General features: G+C 62.6%; 26 protein-coding genes. 15 read left to right on the top strand and 11 right to left on the bottom strand.

The annotated features are described in order from the left end of the window. Positions 1 to 95 precede the first annotated feature (95 nt). On the top strand, positions 96 to 806 hold the full coding sequence (locus AC1DOG_RS06915) for a glutathione binding-like protein (RefSeq protein WP_112973703.1): 711 nt from the start codon (positions 96 to 98) through the stop codon (positions 804 to 806). Positions 807 to 883: 77 nt separating this feature from the next. Here AC1DOG_RS06915 and AC1DOG_RS06910 read toward each other — a convergent pair whose 3' ends face one another. The 4 genes from AC1DOG_RS06910 to groES form a co-directional block, all read right to left on the bottom strand. Further along, complete coding sequence (locus AC1DOG_RS06910) at positions 884 to 1,330, bottom strand: hypothetical protein (RefSeq protein ID WP_477927166.1); 447 nt, start codon at positions 1,328 to 1,330, stop codon at positions 884 to 886. Positions 1,331 to 1,533: 203 nt separating this feature from the next. Then, positions 1,534 to 1,875, bottom strand: coding sequence for a hypothetical protein (locus tag AC1DOG_RS06905; RefSeq protein WP_477927165.1), 342 nt, complete (start codon positions 1,873 to 1,875; stop codon positions 1,534 to 1,536). A 133-nt stretch (positions 1,876 to 2,008) separates the two neighbouring features. Then, positions 2,009 to 3,649 carry a chaperonin GroEL gene (gene groL, locus AC1DOG_RS06900; protein ID WP_477927164.1) on the bottom strand — a complete coding sequence of 547 codons (1,641 nt, stop codon included), beginning with the start codon at positions 3,647 to 3,649 and terminating at the stop codon, positions 2,009 to 2,011. 56 nt (positions 3,650 to 3,705) lie between these two features. Next, positions 3,706 to 4,002: a co-chaperone GroES gene (gene groES, locus AC1DOG_RS06895; protein ID WP_018898571.1), complete on the bottom strand. Its 297-nt coding sequence runs from the start codon at positions 4,000 to 4,002 to the stop codon at positions 3,706 to 3,708. Positions 4,003 to 4,422: 420 nt separating this feature from the next. Between groES and chrA the strand changes: the two genes are divergently transcribed. From chrA to AC1DOG_RS06880, 3 genes are all read left to right on the top strand, one after another. Beyond that, entirely contained in the window at positions 4,423 to 5,850 is a 1,428-nt protein-coding gene (gene chrA, locus AC1DOG_RS06890; protein ID WP_477927163.1) for a chromate efflux transporter, read from the top strand. A 118-nt stretch (positions 5,851 to 5,968) separates the two neighbouring features. Further along, the gene (locus tag AC1DOG_RS06885) at positions 5,969 to 6,817 is read left to right on the top strand and encodes a TIGR01459 family HAD-type hydrolase (RefSeq protein ID WP_112533577.1); all 849 of its coding nucleotides are present in this window, start codon (positions 5,969 to 5,971) and stop codon (positions 6,815 to 6,817) included. A gap of 58 nt (positions 6,818 to 6,875) precedes the next feature. After that, entirely contained in the window at positions 6,876 to 7,862 is a 987-nt protein-coding gene (locus AC1DOG_RS06880) for a bifunctional riboflavin kinase/FAD synthetase (protein WP_477927162.1), read from the top strand. A 4-nt stretch (positions 7,863 to 7,866) separates the two neighbouring features. On the opposite strand, the gene AC1DOG_RS06875 is transcribed toward AC1DOG_RS06880, so the two are convergent. After that, positions 7,867 to 8,769 (bottom strand): DMT family transporter, encoded by a 903-nt coding sequence (locus AC1DOG_RS06875; protein WP_477927161.1) that lies wholly within the window; start codon positions 8,767 to 8,769, stop codon positions 7,867 to 7,869. 583 nt (positions 8,770 to 9,352) lie between these two features. Between AC1DOG_RS06875 and AC1DOG_RS06870 the strand changes: the two genes are divergently transcribed. Beyond that, positions 9,353 to 9,550 carry a DUF3311 domain-containing protein gene (locus AC1DOG_RS06870; protein WP_018898575.1) on the top strand — a complete coding sequence of 66 codons (198 nt, stop codon included), beginning with the start codon at positions 9,353 to 9,355 and terminating at the stop codon, positions 9,548 to 9,550. Continuing rightward, positions 9,540 to 11,015, top strand: a complete 1,476-nt coding sequence (gene mctP, locus AC1DOG_RS06865; RefSeq protein ID WP_037186719.1) for a monocarboxylate uptake permease MctP — start codon at positions 9,540 to 9,542, stop codon at positions 11,013 to 11,015. Before AC1DOG_RS06870 ends, mctP begins: the two co-directional genes overlap by 11 nt. A gap of 42 nt (positions 11,016 to 11,057) precedes the next feature. Here mctP and AC1DOG_RS06860 read toward each other — a convergent pair whose 3' ends face one another. Next, positions 11,058 to 11,255: a type II toxin-antitoxin system HicA family toxin gene (locus AC1DOG_RS06860; RefSeq protein ID WP_477927160.1), complete on the bottom strand. Its 198-nt coding sequence runs from the start codon at positions 11,253 to 11,255 to the stop codon at positions 11,058 to 11,060. Beyond that, positions 11,256 to 11,510, bottom strand: coding sequence for a DUF1902 domain-containing protein (locus AC1DOG_RS06855; protein ID WP_477927159.1), 255 nt, complete (start codon positions 11,508 to 11,510; stop codon positions 11,256 to 11,258). A 318-nt stretch (positions 11,511 to 11,828) separates the two neighbouring features. Here AC1DOG_RS06855 and ileS point away from each other — a divergent pair, with 318 nt between their 5' ends. Next, on the top strand, positions 11,829 to 14,771 hold the full coding sequence (gene ileS / locus AC1DOG_RS06850; RefSeq protein WP_477927158.1) for an isoleucine--tRNA ligase: 2,943 nt from the start codon (positions 11,829 to 11,831) through the stop codon (positions 14,769 to 14,771). 137 nt (positions 14,772 to 14,908) lie between these two features. After that, on the top strand, positions 14,909 to 15,538 hold the full coding sequence (locus AC1DOG_RS06845) for a hypothetical protein (protein WP_477927157.1): 630 nt from the start codon (positions 14,909 to 14,911) through the stop codon (positions 15,536 to 15,538). A 54-nt stretch (positions 15,539 to 15,592) separates the two neighbouring features. Here the strand turns inward: AC1DOG_RS06845 and AC1DOG_RS06840 are convergent, their stop codons facing one another. From AC1DOG_RS06840 to AC1DOG_RS06830, 3 genes are all read right to left on the bottom strand, one after another. Then, on the bottom strand, positions 15,593 to 15,976 hold the full coding sequence (locus tag AC1DOG_RS06840; protein ID WP_477927156.1) for a ribonuclease toxin HepT-like protein: 384 nt from the start codon (positions 15,974 to 15,976) through the stop codon (positions 15,593 to 15,595). A gap of 116 nt (positions 15,977 to 16,092) precedes the next feature. Further along, the gene (locus tag AC1DOG_RS06835; protein WP_477927155.1) at positions 16,093 to 16,413 is read right to left on the bottom strand and encodes a nucleotidyltransferase domain-containing protein; all 321 of its coding nucleotides are present in this window, start codon (positions 16,411 to 16,413) and stop codon (positions 16,093 to 16,095) included. A gap of 88 nt (positions 16,414 to 16,501) precedes the next feature. Then, the gene (locus AC1DOG_RS06830) at positions 16,502 to 16,933 is read right to left on the bottom strand and encodes a nucleoside deaminase (RefSeq protein ID WP_477927450.1); all 432 of its coding nucleotides are present in this window, start codon (positions 16,931 to 16,933) and stop codon (positions 16,502 to 16,504) included. An 89-nt stretch (positions 16,934 to 17,022) separates the two neighbouring features. Here AC1DOG_RS06830 and AC1DOG_RS06825 point away from each other — a divergent pair, with 89 nt between their 5' ends. Genes AC1DOG_RS06825 through AC1DOG_RS06810 form a run of 4 tightly spaced genes read left to right on the top strand, consistent with a single transcriptional unit; the run spans position 17,023 to position 20,963 of the window. After that, positions 17,023 to 19,191 (top strand): pseudouridine synthase, encoded by a 2,169-nt coding sequence (locus tag AC1DOG_RS06825; RefSeq protein ID WP_477927154.1) that lies wholly within the window; start codon positions 17,023 to 17,025, stop codon positions 19,189 to 19,191. Further along, positions 19,172 to 19,732: a 16S rRNA (guanine(966)-N(2))-methyltransferase RsmD gene (gene rsmD / locus AC1DOG_RS06820; RefSeq protein WP_018898585.1), complete on the top strand. Its 561-nt coding sequence runs from the start codon at positions 19,172 to 19,174 to the stop codon at positions 19,730 to 19,732. Before AC1DOG_RS06825 ends, rsmD begins: the two co-directional genes overlap by 20 nt. A 23-nt stretch (positions 19,733 to 19,755) precedes the next feature. Beyond that, on the top strand, positions 19,756 to 20,664 hold the full coding sequence (locus AC1DOG_RS06815) for a patatin-like phospholipase family protein (protein WP_477927153.1): 909 nt from the start codon (positions 19,756 to 19,758) through the stop codon (positions 20,662 to 20,664). A gap of 23 nt (positions 20,665 to 20,687) precedes the next feature. Beyond that, entirely contained in the window at positions 20,688 to 20,963 is a 276-nt protein-coding gene (locus AC1DOG_RS06810) for a type II toxin-antitoxin system TacA family antitoxin (RefSeq protein WP_477927152.1), read from the top strand. Here the strand turns inward: AC1DOG_RS06810 and AC1DOG_RS06805 are convergent. Beyond that, positions 20,960 to 22,768, bottom strand: coding sequence for a monovalent cation:proton antiporter-2 (CPA2) family protein (locus AC1DOG_RS06805; protein ID WP_477927151.1), 1,809 nt, complete (start codon positions 22,766 to 22,768; stop codon positions 20,960 to 20,962). The two genes, AC1DOG_RS06810 and AC1DOG_RS06805, sit on opposite strands and share 4 nt — an antisense overlap. A 118-nt stretch (positions 22,769 to 22,886) precedes the next feature. Here AC1DOG_RS06805 and AC1DOG_RS06800 point away from each other — a divergent pair, with 118 nt between their 5' ends. The 3 genes from AC1DOG_RS06800 (at position 22,887) to AC1DOG_RS06790 (ending at position 25,375) form a co-directional block, all read left to right on the top strand. After that, positions 22,887 to 24,233, top strand: a complete 1,347-nt coding sequence (locus AC1DOG_RS06800) for a TldD/PmbA family protein (RefSeq protein WP_477927150.1) — start codon at positions 22,887 to 22,889, stop codon at positions 24,231 to 24,233. A gap of 33 nt (positions 24,234 to 24,266) precedes the next feature. Further along, positions 24,267 to 25,061: a 3'(2'),5'-bisphosphate nucleotidase CysQ gene (locus AC1DOG_RS06795; RefSeq protein WP_477927149.1), complete on the top strand. Its 795-nt coding sequence runs from the start codon at positions 24,267 to 24,269 to the stop codon at positions 25,059 to 25,061. 68 nt (positions 25,062 to 25,129) lie between these two features. Then, complete coding sequence (locus AC1DOG_RS06790) at positions 25,130 to 25,375, top strand: DUF4170 domain-containing protein (protein ID WP_026283020.1); 246 nt, start codon at positions 25,130 to 25,132, stop codon at positions 25,373 to 25,375. Positions 25,376 to 25,464 lie beyond the last annotated feature (89 nt).

Below are 25,464 nucleotides of genomic sequence, written 5' to 3'. Positions count from 1 at the left end.
AGCAATAGTGAACGATAATAGCGAATGATGGCGGCTTGCCATTGCGCCGCGCGCTCTTTTATGGTCGGGCCACCTACCGCAACTGGAGACCTCAGATGGCAGACCTTTCCGCATTCCCGATCACCAAACGCTGGCCGGCGAGCAACCCCGATATCATCCAGCTCTATTCGCTGCCGACGCCGAACGGCGTGAAGGTGTCGATCGCGCTTGAGGAGCTTGCTCTGCCTTATGAGCCGCATCTGATCTCCTTCGGCACCAATGATCAGAAATCGCCGGAGTTCATGTCGCTCAATCCGAATGGCCGCATTCCGGCAATCATCGATCCCAATGGCCCTGATGGAAAGCCGATCGGCCTGTTCGAATCCGGAGCGATCCTCGTCTACCTCGCCGAAAAGACCGGCAAGCTCATTCCGGCGGACGCTGCCGGCCGGTACGAGACGCTCCAGTGGGTGTTCTTCCAGATGGGCGGCATCGGCCCGATGTTCGGCCAGTTCGGCCACTTCCACAAGTTCGCCGCCGACAAAGTCGCCAACAATTCCTATCCGGTGGAGCGCTACCGCGACGAGTCCAAGCGCCTGCTCGGCGTTCTGGAGGAGCGCTTGCAGGGCCGACAGTGGATCATGGGCGACACCTACACCATCGCCGATATCACCACATTCCCGTGGGTACGCGGCGCCGATGTCTTTTATGGCGGTCGGGAGCTCCTGGAATACGACAAGTTCCCGGCGGTCATGGACTGGCTCAAGCGTTGCATCGCGCGCCCGGCCAGCGAGAAGGGCCTGAACATCCCGGCGCGCCCGGCCTGAGTCCTCGGCGCAAACGCGGTGCCCATGACGTCAAAAGCCGGCCCACTGGGCCGGCTTTTCCGTGACAGCAGTAGATTTTACTGGCGGCGAATGGCGGCCTTGCCGGTGTCGGCTTCGATGCGCGGGAAGATGAACATGCCGATCATGCTGCCATTGCCTTCCTCTTCGTAGCCGTTCGATTCACCCATGCAGAAAAGCGGCTGGCGGTAGCCGTTGGGCATGATGATCGTGGTCGAAAAACAGAAGGACGAGGACAGGGCAGCTGCCTGTTCGAAAATCTGGACGATGCGGCCGCGATCCTTGGGATCGTAGCAGCGCATCAGACTGAGCAAGCCGCATTCGGGTACGCTCAGGCCATGAAGCCGGGCGCTGCGTTCCTGAAGGCGGATCACGCCGCTTGAAAAGTCGCCGACCCAGCTTTCCGATATCGAGAGCTGAGCGAGCATGTCGGGATTGTTGTCGTTGAGTTCCAGCGATCCGCGCATCAGCGGTGCGGATGCGTTGGTTTTTGTTATCTTAAACACATTGTTCCCCAGTTTGGGCGCAGCGTTCTCCCGTGCTGCACACCCGGCAAACATTACAGTTTCAGTCGACGCCGCGCTTCATGCTCGGTGGCCGGAAAATAGCGTTCCGAGCGGTCGCCCCAAGAAGTGAGCCCACTCTGCCCAGCCTTTCCAAAATATGCAACTTCTAATTTAATTTCAGGATAAGAAACTYGGTCCATGCGTCAATGCAATTCTGAGCGGTGTCGGCGATGCACCGGCAAGAACGCCTGAACGAAGCGCCGAACACAGCGCGAATCTATAAGTTTTTTTGCAGAAACGGCAACGGTTTTTAACACGCAGGCATACCCGCGCATCCAGTCATTAATGATCAAAAATAGCGGAAAGGTTGATGAAACCACTGCTAAATAATGCGAAATTGATAGAGTTGCGGGCGTTTCCCGTCTCTGACGGCAACCATTGGCACGAAAACTCGATTGCTGCGAGAATTTGACCCGTCGGTAAAAAACGCCCGTCGAGCAAGCTTCACGAAAGCCTCGCCAAACGACGAGGCCGGCAGGTGCCATGATTATACGTTTCATCAGGCGGTTGAAAAATATCGGGGCGAATGTGAGTACGAATCACAAAACGAAAAGGGCGACCCGAGGGCCGCCCTTCCGTAACCTGAACCGGTTGGCTCAGATGTAAAACCTTTCGGTCTTACATCATGTCCATGCCGCCCATTCCGCCCATGCCGCCAGGCATGCCGGCAGGAGCGTCCTTCTTCGGCAGCTCGGCGATCATGGCTTCCGTGGTGATCAGCAGCGAAGCAACCGAAGCTGCGTTCTGCAGAGCCGTACGAACGACCTTGACCGGGTCGACGATGCCCATGGCAATCATGTCGCCATATTCAGACGTCTGGGCGTTGTAGCCGTAGTTGTCTTCGTTCTTCTCAAGGATCTTGCCAACAACGATCGATGCTTCGTCACCGGCGTTCTCGGAGATCTGGCGAACCAGCGACTGCAGAGCGCGACGGATGATGTTGACGCCAGCTTCCTGGTCGTCGTTTGCACCCTTTGCGGTGATCTTGGAAGCCGAACGGAGGAGGGCAACGCCACCACCAGGTACGATACCTTCCTGAACAGCAGCGCGCGTCGCGTTCAGAGCGTCGTCGATGCGGTCCTTGCGTTCCTTGACTTCGATTTCGGTCGAGCCGCCAACGCGGATGACGGCAACGCCGCCAGCGAGCTTGGCAAGACGTTCCTGCAGCTTTTCGCGGTCATAATCGGAAGAGGTTTCTTCGATCTGAGCCTTGATCTGAGCAACGCGGCCTTCGATGTCGGACTTGGCGCCAGCGCCGTCGACGATCGTCGTGGTTTCCTTGGAGATCGAAACCTTCTTCGAACGGCCGAGCATGTCGAGCGTTACGGATTCGAGCTTGATGCCGAGGTCTTCGGAGATGACAGTGCCGCCCGTGAGGATAGCGATGTCTTCCAGCATGGCCTTACGGCGATCGCCGAAGCCAGGAGCCTTGACGGCAGCGATCTTCAGGCCGCCACGCAGCTTGTTGACGACGAGCGTAGCAAGAGCTTCGCCTTCGACGTCTTCAGCGATGATGAGGAGTGGCTTGCCGGTCTGAACGACGGCTTCGAGAACCGGGAGCATCGCCTGCAGGTTCGAGAGCTTCTTCTCGTGGAGGAGAATGTAAGCGTCGTCGAGGTCGGCGACCATCTTTTCCGGGTTGGTGACGAAGTAAGGCGACAGGTAGCCGCGGTCGAACTGCATGCCTTCGACGACTTCGAGTTCGGTTTCAGCGGTCTTGGCTTCTTCGACGGTGATGACACCTTCGTTGCCGACCTTCTGCATGGCTTCAGCAATGTCGTCACCGACCTGCTTGTCGCCGTTTGCGGAGATCGTGCCGACCTGGGCAACTTCAGCCGAGGTGGAGATCTTCTTTGCCTTGGCCTGCAGGTCCTTGACGACTTCGAGAACGGCGAGGTCGATACCGCGCTTCAGGTCCATCGGGTTCATGCCGGCAGCAACTGCCTTGGCGCCCTCGCGAACGATTGCGCGGGCCAGAACGGTAGCCGTCGTGGTGCCGTCGCCAGCGATGTCGTTGGTCTTCGAAGCAACTTCGCGGACCATCTGGGCGCCCATGTTTTCGAACTTGTCTTCGAGTTCGATTTCCTTGGCGACCGATACACCGTCCTTGGTGATGCGCGGAGCGCCGAAGGACTTGTCGATAACGACGTTACGACCCTTCGGGCCGAGGGTTACCTGCACTGCGTCAGCGAGGATGTCGACGCCGCGCAGCATCTTTTCGCGCGCAGAGCGGCCGAACTTTACTTCTTTAGCTGCCATTTTGAGAACTCCTGAAAAGGGGTGTCAGCGAACTGAGATGGATGGGAACCGGCTGATTAGCCGATGATGCCCATGATGTCGGCTTCCTTCATGATCAGAAGGTCTTCGCCGTTGATCTTGACTTCGGTGCCGGACCACTTGCCGAACAGAACGCGATCGCCAGCCTTGACGTCGAGAGCGACGACCTTGCCGGACTCGTCACGAGCGCCGGTGCCGACGGCGACGATTTCGCCTTCCTGCGGCTTTTCCTTGGCGGTGTCAGGAATGATGATGCCGCCCTTGGTCTTTTCTTCGGACTCAACGCGGCGAACAACGACGCGATCGTGAAGGGGGCGGAAGTTGGTGCTTGCCATTGTCTAATCCCTCGATCAAATGACACTCGCAGGCCGGTATGGCCCACACGGATGGGTGTTAGCACTCTACCTTGGTGAGTGCTAGCGACCTGCATTTAGGAGCGGCCATCTGGGGAGTCAAGGGAAGCTGTCGTAATTTTCCGACGCCCCGTGTCTATAGCCGTTTGATGGCAAAGTTGTGAACCTGCCGCGCGCCTGTGGAGGCGGGGAAAACGCTTCGATGGTTAATGCCGGAAAGGGCAGGGGCCGTCCGCATCTCCCGGCGCCGAGCTTTGTCATAAACCCGTGTCCGGAATTTGCGAAATGCCAACAGGCAGCGCCGTCTCGGCCACGCCGCCGGGCCGGGATTGTCCAGCCTCGATACGGGTGATATCGAGCGACAGGGGCAGCCGGCAGAGGTCGGCAAAAGGGTGGATATATATGAGCGTGGACGGAGCGGTGATGGCGGATGACAGCGTGGCATCGGTGCCGTTTGGCGAAGCCGTCCGCGTGTGGGCCAGGATCGGCTGTCTGAGCTTCGGCGGCCCCGCCGGCCAGATCGCCCTGATGCACCGTACCATCGTCGACGAAAAGCGCTGGATCTCCGAGGATCGCTTCCTCCACGCGCTGAACTACTGCATGCTTTTGCCAGGCCCCGAGGCGCAGCAGCTCGCCACCTATATCGGCTGGCTGATGCATGGCGTACGTGGCGGCATCCTCGCCGGCCTGCTCTTCATCCTGCCCGGCTTCGTGGTCATGCTGGGGCTATCCGCCCTCTACGCCGTCTTCCAGGAAACGACCTGGCTTCCCGCCCTGTTTTTCGGCCTAAAGGCCGCCGTCCTTGCCGTCGTCGTCGAGGCGCTGCTGCGCCTTGCCCGCCGCGCGCTGAAAACCCGCGCGCATTATTACATCGCCGGCGCCTCTTTCCTGGCGCTGTTCATGCTGAACGCGCCGTTCCCCATCGTCGTCATCCTCGCCGGCCTGACCGGATTTGCGCTGCACCGCTACGCCAGCCGCCACGCGCCGACGAAGGAAGCCCAAGCCCAACTCAACACGAAATCGCCCCGCCGCCTGCCCACGTTTACGACCCACGCTATCGCCCGGCCGCTGCTGGTCCTCGTCTTCTGGATCCTGATCTGGCAGGCGCCGTTGCTGCTCGTCCGCAATCTGCACGCGCCATCCGATCTCATTGCCGAGGCGCTGAGCGGCGAGACCAATGTCTTCGGCGCGCTCTTCATCTTCTTCTCCAAGATGGCGGTCATCACTTTCGGCGGCGCCTATGCGGTGCTCACCTATGTCGCGCAGGTCGCCGTCGGCCATTATGCCTGGCTGCAACCGGGCGAGATGCTGGATGGCCTGGCGCTGGCCGAGACCACGCCCGGCCCGCTGGTTCTCGTCCTCTGTTTCGTCGGCTTCCTCGCGGGCTACCGTAACCCGCTTTTCATGGCGCCGCTGATGGGCGGCGCGCTCGGCGCCACGCTGGTTGCCTGGGCCACCTTCGTCCCGAGCTTCGTCTGGATCTTCGCCGGCGCGCCCTTCGTCGAGAAGCTGCGCGACAATGCCGGTCTGTCGGCGGCTCTATCGGCCATCACATCAGCCGTCGTCGGCGTCATCCTCAATCTGTCTCTCTGGTTCGGCCTGCATGTGCTCTTCGCCGAGGTCGGCCGGATCGCACTTCTGTCGCGCGGCGCGGGCCTCCCCATCGTCAGCCTCGCCTGGCCGCAATGGGCCACGATCGATATCGCGGCGCTGGCGATCTTCGTGATCGCGTCCGTCCTGCTGTTCTACGTGAAGATGGGCATGGTGAAGGTCTTGGGCCTTTGCGCCGTGGCTGGTCTCGCCATAAAGGGCGCCGAACTGCTGCTTTGAAGGCCGCAAGAGCGCACCGGGTCGCAAGAATTTCATCGTTCTGCATTGCAAAATTTCTTGCCATCGCGGCGGGGCTTTGCGATGTCAGCCCTCATCGAATGAAAACCGGGACTTTGAAATGGCGCAGCGCATCGAGAATTTCGCAGAGATCACCAGCCACTATGATGCGGTGTTCTGCGATGTGTGGGGCGTGTTGCACAACGGCGTTTCGCCGTTCCCGAAGGCCGCTGCAGCGCTGCAGGCCGCGCGCGAGGCCGGCCTGACGGTCGTACTGATCACCAATTCGCCGCGCATCGCGCCGCTCGTCGTCGATCAGCTCCGCAACATCGGCATTCAGGATGAAGCCTATGATCGGATCGTCACCTCCGGCGACGTTACCCGTGGCCTGATCGCCGAGGGCCCGAAGAAGGTCTTCCTGCTCGGCCCGGATCGCGACATCGCCATCATCGAAGGCATCGGCGTCACCCGCGTTTCCGCCGAGGAGGCCGATTGCGTCGTCTGCACCGGCTTCTTCGACGATGAGACCGAGACGCCTGAGGATTACACCGACATGCTCAAGGCCTTCCAGGCCCGCGACGTGCCGCTGATCTGTGCCAACCCCGACTTGATCGTCGAGCGCGGCCACAAGATGATCCCCTGCGCCGGCGCCATGGCCGCCTATTACGATCAGCTCGGCGGCAAGACCCGCATCGCCGGCAAGCCGCACAAGCCGATCTATGACGCCGTGCTCTCGGTTGCCCGCGAAATGCGTGGCGATCTCAAGATGGACCGCATTCTGGCGATCGGCGACGGCATGCCGACGGATGTGCGCGGCGCCCTCGATTACGGTCTCGATCTTCTCTATATCAGCGGCGGCATTCATGCGGCCGAATACACGCTGAACGGCGAGACCGACGAGGCGATCCTCACCGCCTATCTCGAACGCGAGAAGGCAACGCCGAAGTGGTGGATGCCGCGACTGGCCTGAGCCTTCGCGCACCTGAAGCCGCCTTGCCTAAGCCCGAAGCATCAGTAAAGTCTGCCCGATGACCGTCTTCCACCGCAACGAAACCCGAGAGCCCTTGCCCGATCACCTGCACGGTGGCGTGGTCGCCATCGGCAATTTCGACGGTGTCCATCGCGGTCATCAGTCGGTGCTGGAGCGCGCGCTCGAGATCGCCGAGGCGCGTGGCGTTCCAGCCCTCGTTCTCACCTTCGAGCCGCATCCGCGGACGGTCTTCAATCCGCAGACACCGGTCTTCCGCCTCACGCCTGCGCCGCTGCGTGCCCGCATCCTTGAGGCCATGGGCTTCGGCGCCGTCATCGAATACCCATTCGACCGCGAATTCTCGCAGCGCTCGGCTGACGATTTCATCCACTCGATCCTCAAGGATTGGCTGGCTGCATCCGAGGTTGTCACCGGCGTCGATTTCCATTTCGGCCGCGGTCGCGAGGGTGGCCCGGCCTTCCTCATGGACGCCGGCAACAAATACGGCTTCGGCGTCACCCTGATCGACACCTTCCGCGATGAGAACGCCGACGTGGTCTCTTCCAGCCGCATCCGCGCGCTGCTGAAGGAGGGCGAAGTCAGCGAGGTCGCCGGCCTGCTCGGTTATCACTACACGGTCGAATCCGAGGTGATCGGCGGCGAAAAGCTCGGCCGCCAGCTGGGCTTCCCGACAGCCAACATGCGCCTGCCGGCCGAGGTCGAGTTGAAGCCCGGCATCTACGCCGTCCGCTTCCGCTTCGAGGATGGGTCGATGCACGACGCCGTCGCAAGCTACGGCCGCCGCCCGACGGTCACCGACAACGGGGCGCCGTTGCTCGAGACCTTCGTTTTCGATTTTTCCGGCGATCTCTACGGCCAGATCTGTTCCGTCTCCTTCTTCTCCTACCTGCGCCCCGAGCTGAAGTTCGACGGCCTCGAACCGCTGGTCGAGCAGATGAACCGCGACAAGGAAGAGGCGAGGGCGGTCCTGTCAGGCATCCAGCCGATCAGCGAGCTCGACCGCAAACTCTGCGGCCTCGTCTGAAGCTTCATTCCTCTTCCGCATTGCGTTGAAGCAATGCCGCCACCGGATCCTCCGGCTCGATCGTCACGATCACGATCGAGAGAAAGATCAGCGCCGCCCCGACGCAGGCCATCACAGGCGGCCGCTCCAGCAAGACAAGGCAGGCGCCGATCGCGCCGAATATGCTCTCGCCGGACACCAATACCGCCGCCTTCGATGCCGGCACATGACGTTGCGCATAAGTCTGCAGCCCGAAAGCCGCCGCCGTCGAGAGAATGCCTAACATCGCCAGTTCCGGCGCCGCCCGCCACATCATCTCGCCCGTCAGCGGCTCCAGCAGCGGCGCCACCGGCATCAACAGCAGCGCGGCGATCGCGAATTGCACGAAGGCCGAGGTGAACGGCCCGCCATGACGCCGGGCGTGGCGCCCGAGCAGCACCATCCAGAACGCGTAGAAGACGGCGGATACCAGGCAGGCAATATCGCCCGTGTTCAGCGCCGCGAAGCCGCCGATCCCATCGGCCATCAGCCCGATGCCGGCAAGTGTCAGGCAGGCCGCGAAGACACCCAGCCGCCGCGTCGTCTCGCCGAAATAGACCCATGCCACGACAGGCGTGAGCACGGTGGCGGTGTTGACCAGGAAGCTCGCATTGACGACCGTGGCGTTGACATAGGCCGTCTGCTGTATCGCGATCGCCACGGTGAAGGTGAGCGCAACACGAATGATGCTTTTCGTCCACCCCGCGCTGCGGCGTTCATTGCGCTCGACGACCGCCAGCGGCAGCATCACCAGCGCCGCGATCAGGCAGCGCAGCATGGTGACCGACAGCGGGCCGATATGCGTGAGCACCGTCTTCTGCGCGATATTGCCGAAGCCCCAGAAGGCGGCGGCGAGGATCAGCGAAATATAGGCGCTTCGCTTCGACATGGCGGTTCACACCACGACCAGGTGGTGCGCCGCCCGCAAACCGGGCAAGATGTCGCCGCGCGCCGCATGATATGGAAAATCATCCATCGGCATGCCCTCCCGAAAAGAGATCGAGCCGAGGATGCCATAAGGGTATCGAGCGCTTGCGGTCGACGGCAGCCGCCGCCGCCCGCAAGCGTCGCCCCTCAAACACCCTGTCTGCTATTTGGATCTGCTACTTGGTATTGTTGGGATAGCGCCGGTCACTGCCGCGGTCGCTATCGATCACATGTTTCATCCGCGCCCTCTCGCTGAAAACAGGCAACGCTTCGCGCGCGGCGATTTCGCCACGAGCCACTGCCTGCAACCACGTACGTCAGATTGAAATCAACTTATAGTATATTAGCAATATTTGAATTGAATGTGAAGGCACGCGAGGAAAGCGGCGAGGCGAGGGAGCCTCCGCGTCCGACGCGCGCTTGCCCGCTCACGAACTGTGTCTTTTTCGCGGCAGAGATGCTTGCCGAGCGAGCCGGCTGGCATATCTCATCTATCTGATAAGACGCGGATAAGCCGCGCCCGATCCGCGAAAGGCACTCTCCCCATGGACAAAAGATTTGGAACGGCGGCCTGCTGGCTGCTCATCATTCCCTATATCGGGCTGCTCTGGGTCCCCTTCTACAATTTCCACGATCCGGTTCTTTTCGGCTTCCCCTTCTTCTACTGGTATCAGCTCCTCTGGGTGCCGATCACCGCCTTCCTGACCTGGATCGCCTACCGGAGCATGCGCAATGACGACTGATCTCAACGTCACGGCGCTCAGCGTCTTTATCTTCTTCTTTGTCCTCGTCACCGTCATGGGCTTCGTCGCGTCGCGTTGGCGCCGGCCCGAAACCATGGCGCATATCGACGAATGGGGCCTCGGCGGCCGCTCTTTCGGCACCTGGATCACCTGGTTCCTGGTTGGTGGCGATTTCTACACCGCCTACACCGTCATCGCCGTTCCGGCGCTCGTCTACACCGTCGGCGCCTACGGCTTCTTCGCGCTGCCCTATACGATCGTCGTCTACCCCTTTGTCTTCATGGTCATGCCGGTGCTCTGGAAGCGGGCGCGGGACTTCGGCTATGTCACGGCCGGCGACGTCGTCCATGGCCAGTATGGCTCGCGCGGGCTGGAGCTTGCGGTTGCAGCCACAGGCGTCATCGCCACCATGCCCTATATCGCCCTGCAGCTCGTCGGCATGACGGCGGCGCTGAAGGCGCTTGGCCTGCACGGGGAGGTGCCGCTCGCCATCGCCTTCATCGTGCTGGCACTCTACACCTATTCGGCGGGCCTCAGGGCGCCGGCACTGATCGCCTTCGTCAAGGACATCATGATCTATATCGTGGTGATCGCCGCCGTGGCGCTGATCCCCTCGAAACTCGGCGGCTACGCCAATGTCTTCGCCTCCGCCGACGCCGCTTTCCAGGCCAAGGGTTCCGGCAGCCTGCTGCTCGGCTCCAACCAGTATGTCGCCTATGCGACGCTGGCGCTCGGCTCGGCGCTCGCGGCCTTCATGTATCCGCACACGCTGACCGGCATCTTCGCCTCCAACAGCGGCAACACGATCCGCAAGAACGCGGTGCTGCTGCCGGCCTATACGCTGCTGCTCGGCCTCTTGGCGCTGCTCGGCTACATGGGCCACGCCGCCGGCCTCAAGCTCGACAGCGCCAACGATGTCGTCCCGGCTCTATTCCAGACGCTCTTCCCCAGCTGGTTCGCCGGCTTCGCCTTCGCGGCCATCGCTATCGGCGCACTGGTGCCGGCGGCGGTGATGTCGATCGGCGCAGCCAACCTCTTCACCCGCAACTTCTGGAAGGCCTATGTAAACCCCCAGGTGACGGATGCGGGCGAAGCAAAGGTCGCGAAGATGACCTCGCTGGTCGTCAAGGTCGGCGCGCTTCTGGTCATAATCTTCCTCCCCACCCAGTTCGCGCTCGACCTGCAGCTCCTCGGCGGCATCTGGATCCTGCAAACGCTCCCGGCCCTGGTCTTCGGCCTCTACACCAACTGGTTCCGCGCCCCGGGCCTTCTTGCCGGCTGGTTCGTCGGCTTCTTCGGCGGCACGCTGCTGGTCTGGATCAACGGCCTGAAGCCGCTGCAGCCGGTGACGATGGGCGAGACCTCGTTCACGATCTACATAGGGCTGCTGGCGCTGGCAGTGAACATCATCGTCGCGGTGGTGGTAAATGCTGTGGCACCGGGCAAGGCCGTGGCGCGGGCGTGAGAGTGATGAGAGGGGAGGGCTGCGGGTAAGCCGCGGCCTTCCTCAAAGCTTTCCCTTGTAACCGGCGTCTTTCAGGATCGCGTTCGCCGTATGGCGGCTCTGGAGATTGCGCGGCACCAGAAGCATCTTCTTGGTATCCGGCGATTGCCATTTCTCGTGTGATCCCTTGGCATTCTTCAGATAGACGTAGCCGAGGGCGGAAATGATCTCGCAGACGACCTTGTAGTAGCCCTCGGCCATTCAGGCCGCCGCGACATGTGGGGTCGGGCGCTGCCAGAGGATCGCCGGGATAAGGTCTTTCAGCGGCGTGTCGGCAAGATCAGATGGGGCGATGTGATTGGCGATGATCAGGTCGATGGCGCTGTCGAAGATGATGTCTTCGAAAGCGTCTATATCGGCCGTTTCGATATGCAGTCCTTCGATATCGCTCTCGGAATAGAAGACCTTGGCCTCCTCGTCCCAGATTGCCTTGATGAAAAAGGTACGTTTCACCATCGAAAGAGCCTCTGTGTTGCTATGGCCTCAATATATAGCATCGGCGGTGACGCACAACGGTAGCAGAGGGCGGAGCAGCGCCAATTCTCCTCTTCCTTTTCCCGCCAAAAGCGCCTATGAACCGGCGCGATGAACAAGTTCCGGCTGGCGATCACGATACGAATTATCGGCCCGGCCTTCCGCGCGCGCTAAGCGGCCGGAAGGTCCGGGTTTTCGGCGCTCGACCTCAGAGCGCTTCCGCCACCACGATATTTCCAAGTCCGTTGCGCCCGTTTGCGAGGCGTAAAGCACGATCGCTAGAAGAGACGATTGCCAGACATGACCGATACAGCCGAAAAGATCGATTACTCCAAGACCCTCTATCTCCCCGAAACCGATTTCCCGATGCGCGCCGGCCTGCCGCAGAAGGAGCCGGAGACCGTTGCCCGCTGGCAGGAGATGGGCCTTTACAAGAAGCTGCGCGCGTCTGCCGCCGGTCGCGAGAAATTCGTCCTCCACGACGGCCCTCCCTACGCCAACGGCAACATCCATATCGGCCACGCGCTGAACAAGATCCTGAAGGACGTCATCAACCGCTCGTTCCAGATGCGCGGCTTCGACGCCAACTATGTTCCCGGCTGGGATTGCCACGGCCTTCCGATCGAGTGGAAGATCGAGGAGAAGTATCGCGAGAAGGGCAAGAACAAGGACGAGATCCCGGTCAACGAATTCCGCAAGGAATGCCGCGAATTCGCCGCCGGCTGGATCCAGACTCAGGCCGCCGAGTTCAAGCGTCTCGGCATCGAGGGTGATTTCGACAACCCCTACACGACGATGGCCTTCCACGCCGAAAGCCGCATCGCCGGCGAACTCCTGAAGATCGCCAAGTCCGGGCAGCTCTATCGCGGCTCCAAGCCTGTCATGTGGTCGGTCGTCGAGCGCACCGCGCTGGCCGAAGCCGAGGTCGAATACCACGACATCGAGAGCGACATGATCTGGGTGAAGTTCCCGGTGGCGCCGCATGATCCGACGAAGATGTGGCACGACAAGGCTACAAATACGGCGGTTGCTGTTCCTCAGCAGTTTTCTGATCTAGCAGATGCCTTCGTCGTCATCTGGACAACCACTCCCTGGACGATCCCCGGCAACCGCGCGATCGCCTTTTCGTCGCGCGTTTCGTACGGCCTTTATGAGGTTACCGAAGCCGCGAACGATTTCGGCCCGCGCCCCGGCGAAAAACTCATCCTGGCTGACAAACTGGCCGAAGACGCTTTTGCCAAAGCCAAGCTGCAGTTTAAGCGTTTGCGCGATGTTCCGGCTGAGTATCTCGCCGCCATCACCTGCGCCCACCCCTTCAAGGGCCTCGGCGGCGGCTACGAATTCCTCGTCCCCCTCCTCGATGGCGACCATGTCACCGATGACGCCGGCACCGGCTTCGTGCACACCGCGCCAAGCCACGGCCGCGAGGACTTTGATGCCTGGATGAGCCATGCTCGCGAGATCGAAGCCCGCGGCATCGACACCAAAATCCCGTTCCCCGTCGACGACGCCGGCTTCTACACCGCGGATGCCCCCGGTCTCGAAGGCGGCCGCGTCATCGACGACAACGGCAAGAAGGGCGATGCCAACGAGCGCGTCATCAAGGAGCTCATCGCTCGCAACGCGCTCTTTGCCCGCGGCCGGCTGAAGCATTCCTATCCGCATTCCTGGCGCTCCAAGAAGCCGGTCATCTTCCGCAACACGCCGCAGTGGTTCGTCTACATGGACAAGACGCTGGCCGATGGCACGACGCTGCGCTCGCGTGCGCTGAACGCCATCGACGACACTCGCTTCGTCCCCGCCGCCGGCCAGAACCGTCTGCGCGCCATGATCGAAGGCCGCCCGGACTGGGTCCTGTCGCGTCAGCGCGCCTGGGGCGTACCGATCTGCGTCTTCGTCGACGAAGCCGGCGAAGTCTTGGTCGACGACGAGGTCAACGCCCGCATCCTCGAAGCCTTCGAAGCCGAAGGCGCCGATGCCTGGTTTGCCGAAGGTGCGCGCGAGCGCTTCCTCGGCAAGATGGCCAACGAACCCTGGAAGCAGGTCATGGACATCCTCGATGTCTGGTTCGACAGTGGCTCGACCCACACGTTTACGCTGGAAGACCGCCCGGACCTCAAGTGGCCGGCCGATCTCTATCTCGAAGGCTCCGACCAGCATCGCGGCTGGTTCCACTCGTCACTCTTGGAATCGGCCGCCACCCGTGGCCGCGCGCCCTACAACGCCGTTCTCACCCATGGCTTCACCATGGACGAGAAGGGCGAGAAGATGTCGAAGTCCAAGGGCAACGTCACCTCGCCGCAGGAGATCATGAAGGATGCCGGCGCCGACATCCTGCGCCTCTGGGTCATGACATCAGACTACGCAGACGACCTGCGCGTCGGCAAGACGATCATCCAGACCAATGTTGATGCCTATAGAAAGCTGCGCAACACCATCCGCTGGATGCTCGGCACGCTGGCACACGACAAGGGCGAGACATTCGAAGTCTCCGAAATGCCGGAGCTGGAGCAGCTGATGCTCCATCGTCTGGCCGAGCTCGACCAGCTGGTGCGCGAGAACTACGACGCTTTCGACTTCAAGAAGATCGCCCGCGCGCTGATCGACTTCGCCAATGTCGAGCTCTCGGCCTTCTACTTCGACGTCCGCAAGGATGCGCTCTATTGCGACGCGCCGTCGAGCCTGCGCCGCCGCGCCTCGCTGCATGTCATCCGCAACATCTTCGATTGCATGGTGACCTGGCTTGCCCCGATGCTGCCCTTCACCACCGAAGAGGCATGGCTGTCGCGCAACCCCGGTGCCGTCTCCGTCCACCTCGAGCAGTTCCCCGAGATTCCAGGCAACTGGAAGAACGAGGCGCTGGCCGAGAAGTGGAAGAAGATCCGCGCGGTCCGCACGGTCGTCACCGGCGCTCTCGAAATCGAGCGCAAGGACAAGCGCATTGGTTCCTCGCTGGAAGCCGCACCCGTCGTCCACATCGCCGATGCCGAGCTCCTGAAGGCGCTTGAGGGCCAGGACTTCGAGGAGATCTGCATCACCTCGGGTATCGTCGTCGAAGGCAATGAAGGCCCGTCCGAAGCGTTCCGCCTGCCCGAAGTGGCCGGCGTCAGCGTCGAGCCGAAGCTTGCTGAAGGCGAGAAGTGCGCCCGCTCGTGGCGGATCACCACGGATGTCGGCTCGGATCCCGAGTATCCCGACGTTTCCGCCCGCGATGCTGCCGCGTTGCGCGAACTTGCGGCATAAACGCAAGAAAGTTACCGGATGAATTGCGCTATCGCGGTTCATCCGGTAAAAGCTGCCTGAAATTGGCCGGATTTTTCCGTCACGGGGAGGGTGTCCGGTTGAGCATTGACTGCACCGGCATGGCTGGAAGGGTTTTCATGTTATCGAAGCGTTGGTTCCGTTTGGGCGTATGCCTGACTGTTGCGATGGCAGGCACTGCGATGATGTCGAGCTGCACGAGCGGCCCCCGCTACGGCACGGACAAGACGGCATTCGAGCAGCTGACCGATGACCTTGGCCAATCCACCTCCCTGACGGGCACCGAGCCGAAGAACAAGGGCGTCAAGTACAATCCGCGTCCGGGCCTCGTGGTTCCGAAGGCCGGCGACAAGGAAAACCTGGTCGCGCCGCAGGAATCGATTGCCAGCAAGGACAATCCGCAGTGGGTCGAATCGCCTGAGGAAACCCGCGCCCGCCTCGTCAAGGAAGCGGACGAGAACAGCGACAAGTCCGGCTACCAGTCGCCGCTCGCCAACAACGAGGTCGAAGGCGGCCGCCGCACGACGGAAGCCCAGGCCAAGGCCTTCCGCGAAGCTCGCGCCATCCAGAAGGGCGCCTATATCGACCAGCGCCGCTACATCTCCGATCCGCCGACCGAGTACCGCCAGATCGACGATCCCGCCAAGCTCGACGATCTCGGCGAGCCTGAGCTGAAGAAGATGAAGAAGAAGAAAAAGGAAGCCGCAGTCGCCGGCTCCGGCAAGCAGTGGTGGAACCTGCTGCAGTAAGGCTTCGGGCCGGGCGGTAGCGAAGGTGAAAAGTTGCCGCCATCCATGCCTGAACTAGGTTTTAGGCGTATGCGGTGTGCCGTCCTCTTCGACGCCATCTCTCATTGCCGCTTCCAACGTGGTGACTGCGGCGATGAATGTCGGAAAGACTCGCCGCAAAAGCTCCAGATTTTCAACGACCTTATCTGGCTTTAGATCGAATCCGTACCGATGGCGTACGAGGTGTCGAAAGCCCTTGAGCTCCGTCAGGGCCTCATAGAGATCTTGATCTATAAGCGCCGGTCGCGTTCCCGAAACTTCCGATGCCATCTGGTCGAGTACATCCTGGTGCGCGGAAGGCCCTGTCGGGACATCGTCGTCGATGTCACGGGCGAGACTGAGAAGAATGTCCTCTATTCCGTTGTAAACATTGTGGATGCCGGCGGAGACGGCCGACATGGCGCCCCAGTCATTTGCAGCCGTCTCGGCCGCATGCTTCGCATAGAGCTTCCATCTGGGCGAGCTCGCGCTCGGCGCGATGAATCTTGGGCGTAAGCCGCGCAAATGCCGGCAGGCTAAACGATGCCATCGAGAAGCTCCTGAAGGCGATCGTGGGGGAGATCGGCCTCGAAGACGAGGTCATATGGAATTTCCGACGCCCGCATCCCGTCAGCCACGAGCTGTTCAGCCAAGGCGCGGCGCTTTCGGTCCATGGGGCCGCGAACGAGCAGATCGACATCCGAATGCGAGCGGAATTCTCCTCGCGCAAGGGATCCCACGAGCGTGATGTCGATGCCCTTGATGGATGCGTCGTGTAGCACCTGCGAAACGGCTGCCGATGCCGCACTGTGCCGCCTGTCGCGTCTCCTCGCCATCAGTGCCGTCATTCCGACCATTCAGAAACTCCGATTTCTTTCAATTGTATAGCATTGGAAGATCGGCGAAAAGTGGCGCAACGCGGTGGATGATTGGCCGCAAGCGCCCCTAATCCCGCTTCCCCTGAAAGAACCCCCGCAGGATCTCCGCCGCCTGCACCTCGCTCATCCCGGAATACACCTCCGGCGCATGATGGCACGTCGGCTGTGCGTAAAACCGCACCCCGCTATCCACCCCGCCACCCTTCGGATCTTCCGCCCCATAATAGAGCCGGCGGATGCGGGCGAACGAGATCGCCGCGGCGCACATCGTGCAGGGTTCCAGCGTCACGTAGAGATCAGCACCCGTCAGCCGCTCCTGGCCAAGCGCCTCGCAGGCCATGCGGATGGTGGCCACTTCGGCATGCGCGGTGATGTCGTTGAGCTCGCGGGTGCGGTTGCCGGATGAAGCAATCACGGTGCCGTCGAGGACGACGACGGCGCCGATCGGCACCTCGCCGCGCGCGCCTGCGGCACGCGCCTCATCCAGCGCCAGCTCCATAAATTGATTTGTCTTCACGATCCGACAATTTCCACTTAACCGCAGGGGCGCGAACTGATAGAAGGCCCCAAAAGGCAGGCAAACAACAAATGACATTCAAAGACAAGCCAAAACGGCCGGGTGGCAAGCCATCCCCGCGCGATACCGGCGCGAAATCGGGAGAGAAGCCCGTAAGGAAGTTCGCAAAATCGGCTGACAAGGCGGATGCCGTGTCCGACGCGACGAGCGACAGCAAGGCGGAACGCATCTCCAAGGTGATGGCGCGCGCCGGCGTTGCCTCGCGTCGCGACATCGAGCGCATGATCCTCGATGGCCGCGTCACGCTGAACGGAAAGCCGCTGGATACGCCCGTCGTCAACGTCACGCTGACCGACAAGATCGAAGTCGACGGCATGCCGATCCGCGGCATCGAGCGTACTCGCCTGTGGCTCTACCACAAGCCGGCCGGCCTGGTGACAACCAACGCCGATCCGGAAGGCCGCCCGACCGTATTCGACAACCTGCCGGACGATCTGCCGCGCGTCATGTCGATCGGCCGCCTCGATATCAACACCGAAGGTCTGCTGCTGCTTACCAACGACGGTGGCCTCGCGCGTGCGCTGGAGCTGCCGACGACAGGCTGGCTGCGCCGCTACCGCGTGCGCGCCCATGGCGAGATCGACCAGGAAGCGCTCGACAAGCTGAAGGACGGCATCGCCGTCGACGGCGTGCTCTACGGCGCCATCGAGGCGACGCTCGACAAGGTGCAGGGCTCCAACGTCTGGCTCACCATGGGCCTGCGCGAAGGCAAGAACCGCGAAATCAAGAACGTGCTCGGCGCGCTCGGTCTCGACGTCAACCGTCTGATCCGCATCTCCTACGGCCCGTTCCAGCTCGGCGATATCCCTGAGCGGGCGGTAATCGAAGTGCGTGGCCGCACCCTGCGCGACCAGCTCGGCCCGCGCCTGATCGAGGACGCCAAGGCCAATTTCGACGCGCCGATCTACAACGCGCCCGCCGTGACTGAGGAAGAAGAAGCCGACGCCAAGCCCGAGCGCCGCGAACGCTCGTGGAAGCCGGAAGACAAGCGCGAACGCGCGCTGAGCCGCCTCGACACCAAGCGCGACGATAAACGCGACGACCGCCGTGGCGGTGATCGCGATCGCGATGGCGGCCGTGGCCCGAGCCGTGCTGGCGACCGCAAGGACGAGGGCCCGAAGCGTCCCGCGCTCGGCAGCCGCCGCAACGCCAATGTGTGGATGGCGCCCGGCGCCCGTCCGCTCGGCGAAAAGGCAGCAGCCAAGGCAGAAAAGAACGCCCAGACGGCGCTTCGCCGCGGCGAAAAGCCCGGCCGCTCCAAGCCGCAGCCGACAAGCTACGACGAAGGTCCGCGCGTGCAGATCAACCGCGCCCGCGACGAAGAGGGCGAATGGATCCGCTCCAGCGATGTGAGCCGCGACGACGACCGCAAGCGCGGTGATCGTGGCGATCGCGGCTTCGGCGACCGTCCCCGTGGCGACCGCTCCTTCGGGGATCGTGCTGACCGCTCCGGCGGCGACCGCACGGCACGCGGCGACCGGCCTTATGGTGATCGCCCACCCCGTGGCGACCGTCCCCAGGGCGAGCGCCCAAGGGGCGATCGTCCCTTCAGCGACAAGCCTCGCGGCGAGCGCAAGCCGCGCGAGGATGGCGACCGTCCGCGCTCCTTCGGCGACCGCCCACCCCGTGCTGACAGGCCACGTGGCGATCGGCCTTTCGGCGATCGTCCTCCCCGTGGTGACCGGCCGACAGGCGACCGCCCGTTCGCAGCCAAGCCTCGCGGCGACCGCAGGCCGCGTGAGGATGGCGACGACCGTCCCCGTTCCTTCAGCGATCGTCCCCCACGTGGCGACCGGCCGTTCGGCGACAAGCCGCGTCGTCCGCGCGAAGAGGGGGACGAGCGTCCTCGCGCCAACCGTTTCTCCGGCGAGGCTCGCTCCGAGCGTCCGGCCGGCGAGCGTTCGTATGGCGACCGGCCTCGTGGTGAACGTCCGCAGGGTGACCGTCCCCAGGGCGAGCGCCCGAGAGGCGACCGTCCCTTCGGCGACAAGCCGCGTGGTGACGGGCCGCGCGGCAAGAGCTTTGGCGGCAAGCCAAGCGGCTCCAAGCCGGGTGCGAAGAGTTTTTCGGGCAAGCCTTCGGGCGATCGTCCCGGTGGCGGTGGCAAGCCCTCGGGCGGGCCGTCTCGTGGTGGACCAAAAGGCAAGGGAATAGGACGCGGTGCGGATCGTCGGCGGTGAGTTTCGCGGACGGTCGCTCGCCGTGCCTAAATCCAACGACATCCGGCCGACTGCTGACCGGACGCGTGAGAGCCTGTTCAATATTCTGAGCCATGCCTATCCGGAATGCGTCGATGGCACCCGGATACTCGATCTCTTCGCCGGCACCGGCGCCGTCGGGCTGGAGGCCGTCTCGCGCGGCTGCCGCCATGCGCTCTTCGTTGAAAACAGCGTCGAGGGCAGGGGGCTGCTCTGGGAAAACATCGATGCGCTCGGCCTGCACGGCAAGACGCGCATCCTGAGGCGCGACGCGACCGATCTCGGCAGTGTCGGCAATCTTGAGCCGTTCCAGTTCCTCTTCGCCGACCCGCCTTATGGCAAGGGTCTCGGCGAGAAGGCAATGGCCGCTGCCGCCAAGGGTGGTTGGCTGTTTCCGGGCGCGATTGCCGTGCTCGAGGAGCGCGCCGACGTTGCCGTTTCGGTCGATCCTTCCTATCTGTTCCTGGAAAGCCGGATTTTCGGCGATACCAGGGTGCATTTCTACCGCTACCAGCCTGAATAGGTAGCGGCTATCGGGAGCAAAGGGTGACACAGCAGGCCGAAAAGACCAGTTCCGCGTTCCCTGCTCTCGAAGATGTCGCCTCCGGCGCGTCGCCGCGCGTGGCCATCGCGTTCGGCGGCGGCGGCGCCCGCGGGCTTGCCCATATCCACGTTATCGAAACGCTCGATGAGCTCGGCATTCGCCCGGTGGCGATATCGGGCTCCTCGATCGGCGCCATCATGGGCGCCGGCATGGCGGCCGGCATGACCGGCGAGGCGATCCGCGAACACGCGCTGATGACCGTCGGCAACAAGACCGCCGTGGTGAGCCGCCTTTGGGGCCTGCGCCCGCAGACCGTGCGCGATGCGGTGGCGAACGGCGTGCGCATCGGCCAGTTCAACCTCGAACGTATCCTGAAAGCATTTCTCCCGGCCGATCTCCCCGATCGCTTCGAGGACCTGCCGATCCCGATGACGGTGACTGCCACCGACTATTACGGCCAGCAGGAAGTGCTGGTGAGCGAAGGCCAGCTGTTTCCGGCGCTTGCAGCCTCGTCGGCCATCCCCGCCGTGTTCATGCCCGTCAGGCTGCACGGCCGAGTGATGATCGACGGCGGCATCAGTAATCCGGTTCCCTATGAGTGCCTGATGGATCGCGCCGATATCGTCATCGGCATCGATGTCGTGGGCGCCCCGGAGGGTGACGGCACGCATATACCGAACCGCATGGAAAGCATCTTCGGCTCCGGCCAGCTGATGATGCAGACCGCGATCACCCTCAAACTCCGCATCCAGCCCCCGCACATCTTCCTCCGCCCCGCCGTCGGCCGCACCGGCGTCATGGATTTTCTGAAGGCCCGCGAAGTGCTGGCCATGTCTCAAGGCGTCAAGGACGAGCTGAAGTATGCGCTGGACGGGGCGATCGAGGCGCATGCGCGGGCCGAGCGACTGTGATAACGTCCGCATAGGAGGGCGTCATGAGCAATGCGAGGCGGCCAATGCGTACAGTCAGATTGAAAACGTCCGACGACGTCTGGTCGCTGATCGACCGCGCCGCGAAGCTACGAGGGCAGACAAGCGCCGAGTTCCTTGTCGATGCCGCGCAGCGCGTAGCCGAGGATGTCCTTGCCGATTGCCCGGTCGCGTTGGTCCCGGCCCCAAGCTACGACCACTATCTCCAAATCCTGGATCAGCTGCCATGCAATGATGGTTTTCGACGGCTCATGCGCGTGGAAAAGCCCTGGCAGGACTAAGCATCCGCCACCGCATCCCCCGTTCCCGCCAGCGGGTCCTGCGAAAAATCCATCGTCCGCTTCGGCTTGACCAGCGGTTCCGGCTTGACCGGCTGCGAATAGAGCATGTCGCGGCCTGCCTGCAGTCCCTCGGTGACCTGGAGCACCAGTCGCTGTTCGTCGCGGCGGCGGATGTCTTCGCCGATCTCGTAGGCGGCGGCCTCGCTGATGCCGAGCGCTTCCAGCGTCCGGCGGCCGAACAGCAAGCCCGATTCCAGCGTCTCGCGCAGTTCGTAGTCGACATTGAGGTTGCGCAGCGCGATCGAATGGACGCGGTCGTAGGAGCGCACGAAGAGCTTGGCCTCGGGATAGTCGGCCTGCACCAGCTCGACGATCTTGTCGGTCACTTCCCGCTTCTGCGTGCAGACGACGACGATCTTGGCATGGTCGATGCCAGACGCGCGCAGCACGTCCTTGCGTGTACCATCGCCGAAATAGATGCGAAAGCCGAAGGAGGAGGCCTGGCGGATACGGTCGGCCGAGGTGTCGATGACGGTTACCGCACGCCCGCCGGCAAGCAGGATCTGCGCCGCGATCTGGCCGAAACGGGAGAAGCCGATCATCAGTACGTCGGCGCCCGCGCCCTCGAAATCTTCTTCCAGCGTCTCCTTCGTCTCTCCGCTCTCGAGCCGCTTGGCAAGCTTCGTGCCGATCGGCGTCAGCGCCATGGAGAGCGTCACGATGGCGATGAGAAGTGATGCAGTGCTCGATGGCATCAGCGACGAGGCGCCCGCTGTCGAAAACAGCACGAAGCCGAACTCCCCACCCTGCGGCAGCAGGAAGGCGATACGGATCGCGTCATTGTGATCGGAGCCCGTCAGCCGGCAGAGCCCGTAGATGATCAGCGCCTTCGCCGCCATCACGACAGGAACGGTGACGAGAATGACGAGTGCATTGTCCCACAGCACGTCGAGCTGCAGCGACAGGCCGACGGCGATGAAGAAGATGGCGAGAAGCACGCCGCGGAAGGGCTCGATATCCGCTTCCAACTCGTGTCGGTAAGAGGATTCGGCCAGCATCACGCCTGCCAGGAAAGCTCCCATCGCCATCGACAACCCGGCCATCTGCATCAGCGTTGCCGATCCCATGACGACGAAAAGTGCCGCCGCGATCATCGCCTCGCGCGCGCCGGTGCTGGCGATGATCTGGAACAGCGGCGTCAGCAGGTAGCGCCCCATGACGATCATCGCGCCGACAGCGCCGATAGCAATCCCGAAATCGACGATCGGCGTGCCGTGGCCCTTGCCGGTGTCGAGAATATTGATCAGCGCCAAAAGCGGCACGATGGCGAGGTCCTGGAACAACAGCATCGAGAAGGAGCGTTGTCCGTAACGCGTGCTCACATCGCCGTCATCCTCGAGGATCTGCATGGCAAACGCCGTGGAGGACAACGCCAACCCAAAGCCGGCGATGATACTGCCGCGCCAGTCGAGCAGGCCGGAGAGATCGGCAAGCGCCGTCAGCACCAGCCCTGTCAGGATCACCTGCGCCGTGCCCAGCCCGAAAATGTCGCGCCGCATCTGCCACAGGCGGCTTGGCTTCAGCTCCAGCCCGATGATGAAAAGCAGGAAAACGACACCGAGTTCGGCGACGTTGAGGATCTGCTCTCCGTCAGTCAGCCCGTGAAAGATCGGGCCGATCACCACGCCGGCGGCGAGATAACCGAGCACGGTTCCAAGCCCCAGCCGCTTGAAGATCGGGGCCGAAACGACGGTGCCGCCGAGCAGCAGGATCGTTTCGGTGAAGAGGGCGTTGGGCTCGGACATCCGCTAAGCTTCTTTCAATGATCATGGTTGCGCAAGCAGCGCGAAAAAGAATCGGCACTGTCGGCCTTGATGCTTTCCGTAGCGCACAATAAATGGAACGCGAAGGAAAGGCCAAACCATGTCCTCTGAAATTGATTCCTCGACGCTTCTCTCCCGCGCCAGCCAGCTGATCGATCTCGCCAGGAAGGCGGGCGCCGATGCCGCCGATGCGGTGGTCGTCCGCTCCCGTTCGCAGTCCGTCAGCGTGCGGCTCGGCAAGGTGGAGGAAACTGAATCCTCCGAGAGCGATGATTTCTCGCTGCGCGTCTTCGTCGGCAAGCGTGTCGCCAGCGTTTCGGCCAATCCCGGCTTCGACATGTCGGTGCTCGCCGAGCGCGCGGTCGCCATGGCCAAGGTCTCGCCGGAAGATCCATTCGCGTGCCTGGCGGATGAGAGCCGGCTCGCCAAATCCTATCCCGACCTGCAGCTGCTCGACACGACGGAAGTCTCCGCGGACCAGCTGCGCGAGGCCGCCCTTGCAACGGAAGCGGCCGGCCTTGCGGTCAATGGCGTCACCAATTCCTCGGGCGCCGGTGCTTCGGCCGGTCGCGGCGGCATGGTGCTCGTCACCTCGCACGGCTTTGAAGGCAGCTACATGGGCTCGCGCTTCGGCCGCTCCGTCAGCGTCATCGCCGGCGAGGGCACCGGCATGGAGCGCGATTACGATTTCGACAGCCGCATCTATTTCTCCGAACTGGACGATCCCGCCGAGATCGGCCGTCGCGCCGGCGAGCGCGCCGTCAAGCGCCTGAAGCCGCGCCAGGTCGATACCGGCAAGAACGTCACCGTGATCTTCGATCCGCGTATCGCGCGCGGCTTCGTCGGCCACATCGCCGGCGCCATTAACGGTGCATCGGTCGCCCGCAAGACCAGCTTCCTGCGCGACAAGATGGGCGAGCAGGTGCTGAAGTCCGGCCTGTCGATCACCGACGATCCGATGATCGTGCGCGGCCCGGCCTCGCGCCCCTTCGATGGTGAAGGTGTCTCCGGCGAGCGCATGGTGATGATCGAGGACGGTGTGCTGAAGCACTGGTTCCTTTCAACGTCTACCGCCCGCGAGATCGGCATGGAAACCAACGGCCGTGGCGTGCGCGGCGGCAATGCCGTGACGCCCGCCTCGACCAACCTGGCGCTCGAGCCTGGCGATATCTCGCCCGAGGACCTGATCCGCGGCGTCGGCAACGGTTTCTACGTCACCGAGCTGATCGGCCAGGGCGTCAACATGATCACCGGCGAATACAGCCGTGGCGCCACCGGTTTCTGGATCGAAAACGGTGAATTGACCTTCGCGGTTTCGGAAGTGACCATTGCATCGAACCTCAAGGAGATGTTCATGCGGGTAACGCCTGCCAACGATATCGACCGCAAGTACGGGGTTGCCGCCCCGACGATCGCGATCGAGGGAATGACGCTGGCAGGACGGTGATGCCGGCTGCTTGCTGACGGATTGGAACTTGGGATGAGCGACGTGGACAATGCCCGCTGGCAGAGCGATCTGGAGCTGATCGCCGACGCTGCAAAGCGGGCGGGTGCCGTGGCGCTCAGTCATTTCAACCAGTCGCCGGAGGTCTGGTGGAAGAACGAGGGCCGCTCGCCGGTCAGCGCCGCCGATTTCGCCGCCAACGAAATCCTCGAAACCGTGCTGCGCGCCGCCCGGCCGGATTACGGCTGGCTGTCGGAAGAGACCGAGGACAGCGCCGATCGCCTGTCGCGCGACACGCTCTTCATCATCGATCCGATCGACGGCACGCGCGGCTTCCTCGCCGGCCAGAAGCTCTGGTGCGTCAGCGTCGCCGTCGTTCACAAGGGCAGGCCGGTGGCAGGCGTGCTCAACGCGCCGGCGCTCGATGAGCTCTATGAGGCGGTCGTCGGTGGCATCGCCTTGAAGAACGGCCTGCCGATCCGCGTATCGGAGCCGAAGCCGCCCGTTCGCTTCGCCATCGCCGAGGATGTGCTGAATGGCTTCGCCAAGCCGCTGCGCGGCAGGATCGAGCGCGTCAAGCACGTTCCCTCGCTCGCCTATCGCGTCGCCATGGTGGCCGATGCGGCGATCGACGGCACCTTCGTGAAGCGCAATTCCCACGACTGGGATCTGGCCGCCGCCGATCTCATTCTGGAAAGGGCAGGCGGCCGTCTCGTCAATCTCGACGGAACGGCGCTGACCTATAACCGCGCGGATGTGAGACACGGCGAGCTTTGCGCCGGCTCCGAGCCGCTGTTGAATGAATTTCTATCCCCTATCGCCGCGCGCTGAGCAGTTGACGTTTCCGTCAAAATCCCTCAGATGAAACGGCGGAGGAGCAGATGAAGGAAGTGACTGAAATGACCAAGTCCGGTGAAAAGAAGCAACTGTTGCACCTCGTGTTTGGCGGCGAACTGGAAAGTCTCGATGACGTGCAGTTCCGCGACCTCTCTGGCCTGGATATCGTCGGCATCTTCCCTGATTACGCATCTGCACTGACGGCCTGGAAGTCCAAGGCGCAGTCGACCGTTGATAATGCCCACATGCGCTATTTCATTGTCCATATGCACCGCTTGCTTGATCCCGAAGACAAGTCCGGCAAATAAGTTTTCGGCCCTCGTGGCCCTGTTTTACCCAGCCGCCTGCCTTATCCGGGCATAGGGGTGGCTGTTGACGCATTCTGAACAAACTGATC

It is taken from the genome of Rhizobium sp. 01N48 (assembly GCF_056399145.1).
The sequence above is the reverse complement of the archived record's forward strand: the minus strand, read 5'-3'. Positions and strand labels throughout refer to the sequence as shown.

Excerpts from the sequence above, each read along its gene's own strand:
- AC1DOG_RS06915 (WP_112973703.1), top strand. The coding sequence starts at position 96 with ATGGCAGACCTTTCCGCATTCCCGATCACCAAACGCTGGCCGGCGAGC.
- AC1DOG_RS06905 (WP_477927165.1), bottom strand. The coding sequence starts at position 1,875 with ATGGCACCTGCCGGCCTCGTCGTTTGGCGAGGCTTTCGTGAAGCTTGC.
- groL (WP_477927164.1), bottom strand. The coding sequence starts at position 3,649 with ATGGCAGCTAAAGAAGTAAAGTTCGGCCGCTCTGCGCGCGAAAAGATG.
- groES (WP_018898571.1), bottom strand. The coding sequence starts at position 4,002 with ATGGCAAGCACCAACTTCCGCCCCCTTCACGATCGCGTCGTTGTTCGC.
- chrA (WP_477927163.1), top strand. The coding sequence starts at position 4,423 with ATGAGCGTGGACGGAGCGGTGATGGCGGATGACAGCGTGGCATCGGTG.
- AC1DOG_RS06885 (WP_112533577.1), top strand. The coding sequence starts at position 5,969 with ATGGCGCAGCGCATCGAGAATTTCGCAGAGATCACCAGCCACTATGAT.
- AC1DOG_RS06880 (WP_477927162.1), top strand. The coding sequence starts at position 6,876 with ATGACCGTCTTCCACCGCAACGAAACCCGAGAGCCCTTGCCCGATCAC.
- AC1DOG_RS06875 (WP_477927161.1), bottom strand. The coding sequence starts at position 8,769 with ATGTCGAAGCGAAGCGCCTATATTTCGCTGATCCTCGCCGCCGCCTTC.
- AC1DOG_RS06870 (WP_018898575.1), top strand. The coding sequence starts at position 9,353 with ATGGACAAAAGATTTGGAACGGCGGCCTGCTGGCTGCTCATCATTCCC.
- mctP (WP_037186719.1), top strand. The coding sequence starts at position 9,540 with ATGACGACTGATCTCAACGTCACGGCGCTCAGCGTCTTTATCTTCTTC.
- AC1DOG_RS06860 (WP_477927160.1), bottom strand. The coding sequence starts at position 11,255 with ATGGCCGAGGGCTACTACAAGGTCGTCTGCGAGATCATTTCCGCCCTC.
- AC1DOG_RS06855 (WP_477927159.1), bottom strand. The coding sequence starts at position 11,510 with ATGGTGAAACGTACCTTTTTCATCAAGGCAATCTGGGACGAGGAGGCC.
- ileS (WP_477927158.1), top strand. The coding sequence starts at position 11,829 with ATGACCGATACAGCCGAAAAGATCGATTACTCCAAGACCCTCTATCTC.
- AC1DOG_RS06845 (WP_477927157.1), top strand. The coding sequence starts at position 14,909 with ATGTTATCGAAGCGTTGGTTCCGTTTGGGCGTATGCCTGACTGTTGCG.
- AC1DOG_RS06840 (WP_477927156.1), bottom strand. The coding sequence starts at position 15,976 with ATGTCGGCCGTCTCCGCCGGCATCCACAATGTTTACAACGGAATAGAG.
- AC1DOG_RS06835 (WP_477927155.1), bottom strand. The coding sequence starts at position 16,413 with ATGGTCGGAATGACGGCACTGATGGCGAGGAGACGCGACAGGCGGCAC.
- AC1DOG_RS06830 (WP_477927450.1), bottom strand. The coding sequence starts at position 16,933 with ATGGAGCTGGCGCTGGATGAGGCGCGTGCCGCAGGCGCGCGCGGCGAG.
- AC1DOG_RS06825 (WP_477927154.1), top strand. The coding sequence starts at position 17,023 with ATGACATTCAAAGACAAGCCAAAACGGCCGGGTGGCAAGCCATCCCCG.
- AC1DOG_RS06810 (WP_477927152.1), top strand. The coding sequence starts at position 20,688 with ATGAGCAATGCGAGGCGGCCAATGCGTACAGTCAGATTGAAAACGTCC.
- AC1DOG_RS06805 (WP_477927151.1), bottom strand. The coding sequence starts at position 22,768 with ATGTCCGAGCCCAACGCCCTCTTCACCGAAACGATCCTGCTGCTCGGC.
- AC1DOG_RS06800 (WP_477927150.1), top strand. The coding sequence starts at position 22,887 with ATGTCCTCTGAAATTGATTCCTCGACGCTTCTCTCCCGCGCCAGCCAG.
- AC1DOG_RS06795 (WP_477927149.1), top strand. The coding sequence starts at position 24,267 with ATGAGCGACGTGGACAATGCCCGCTGGCAGAGCGATCTGGAGCTGATC.
- AC1DOG_RS06790 (WP_026283020.1), top strand. The coding sequence starts at position 25,130 with ATGACCAAGTCCGGTGAAAAGAAGCAACTGTTGCACCTCGTGTTTGGC.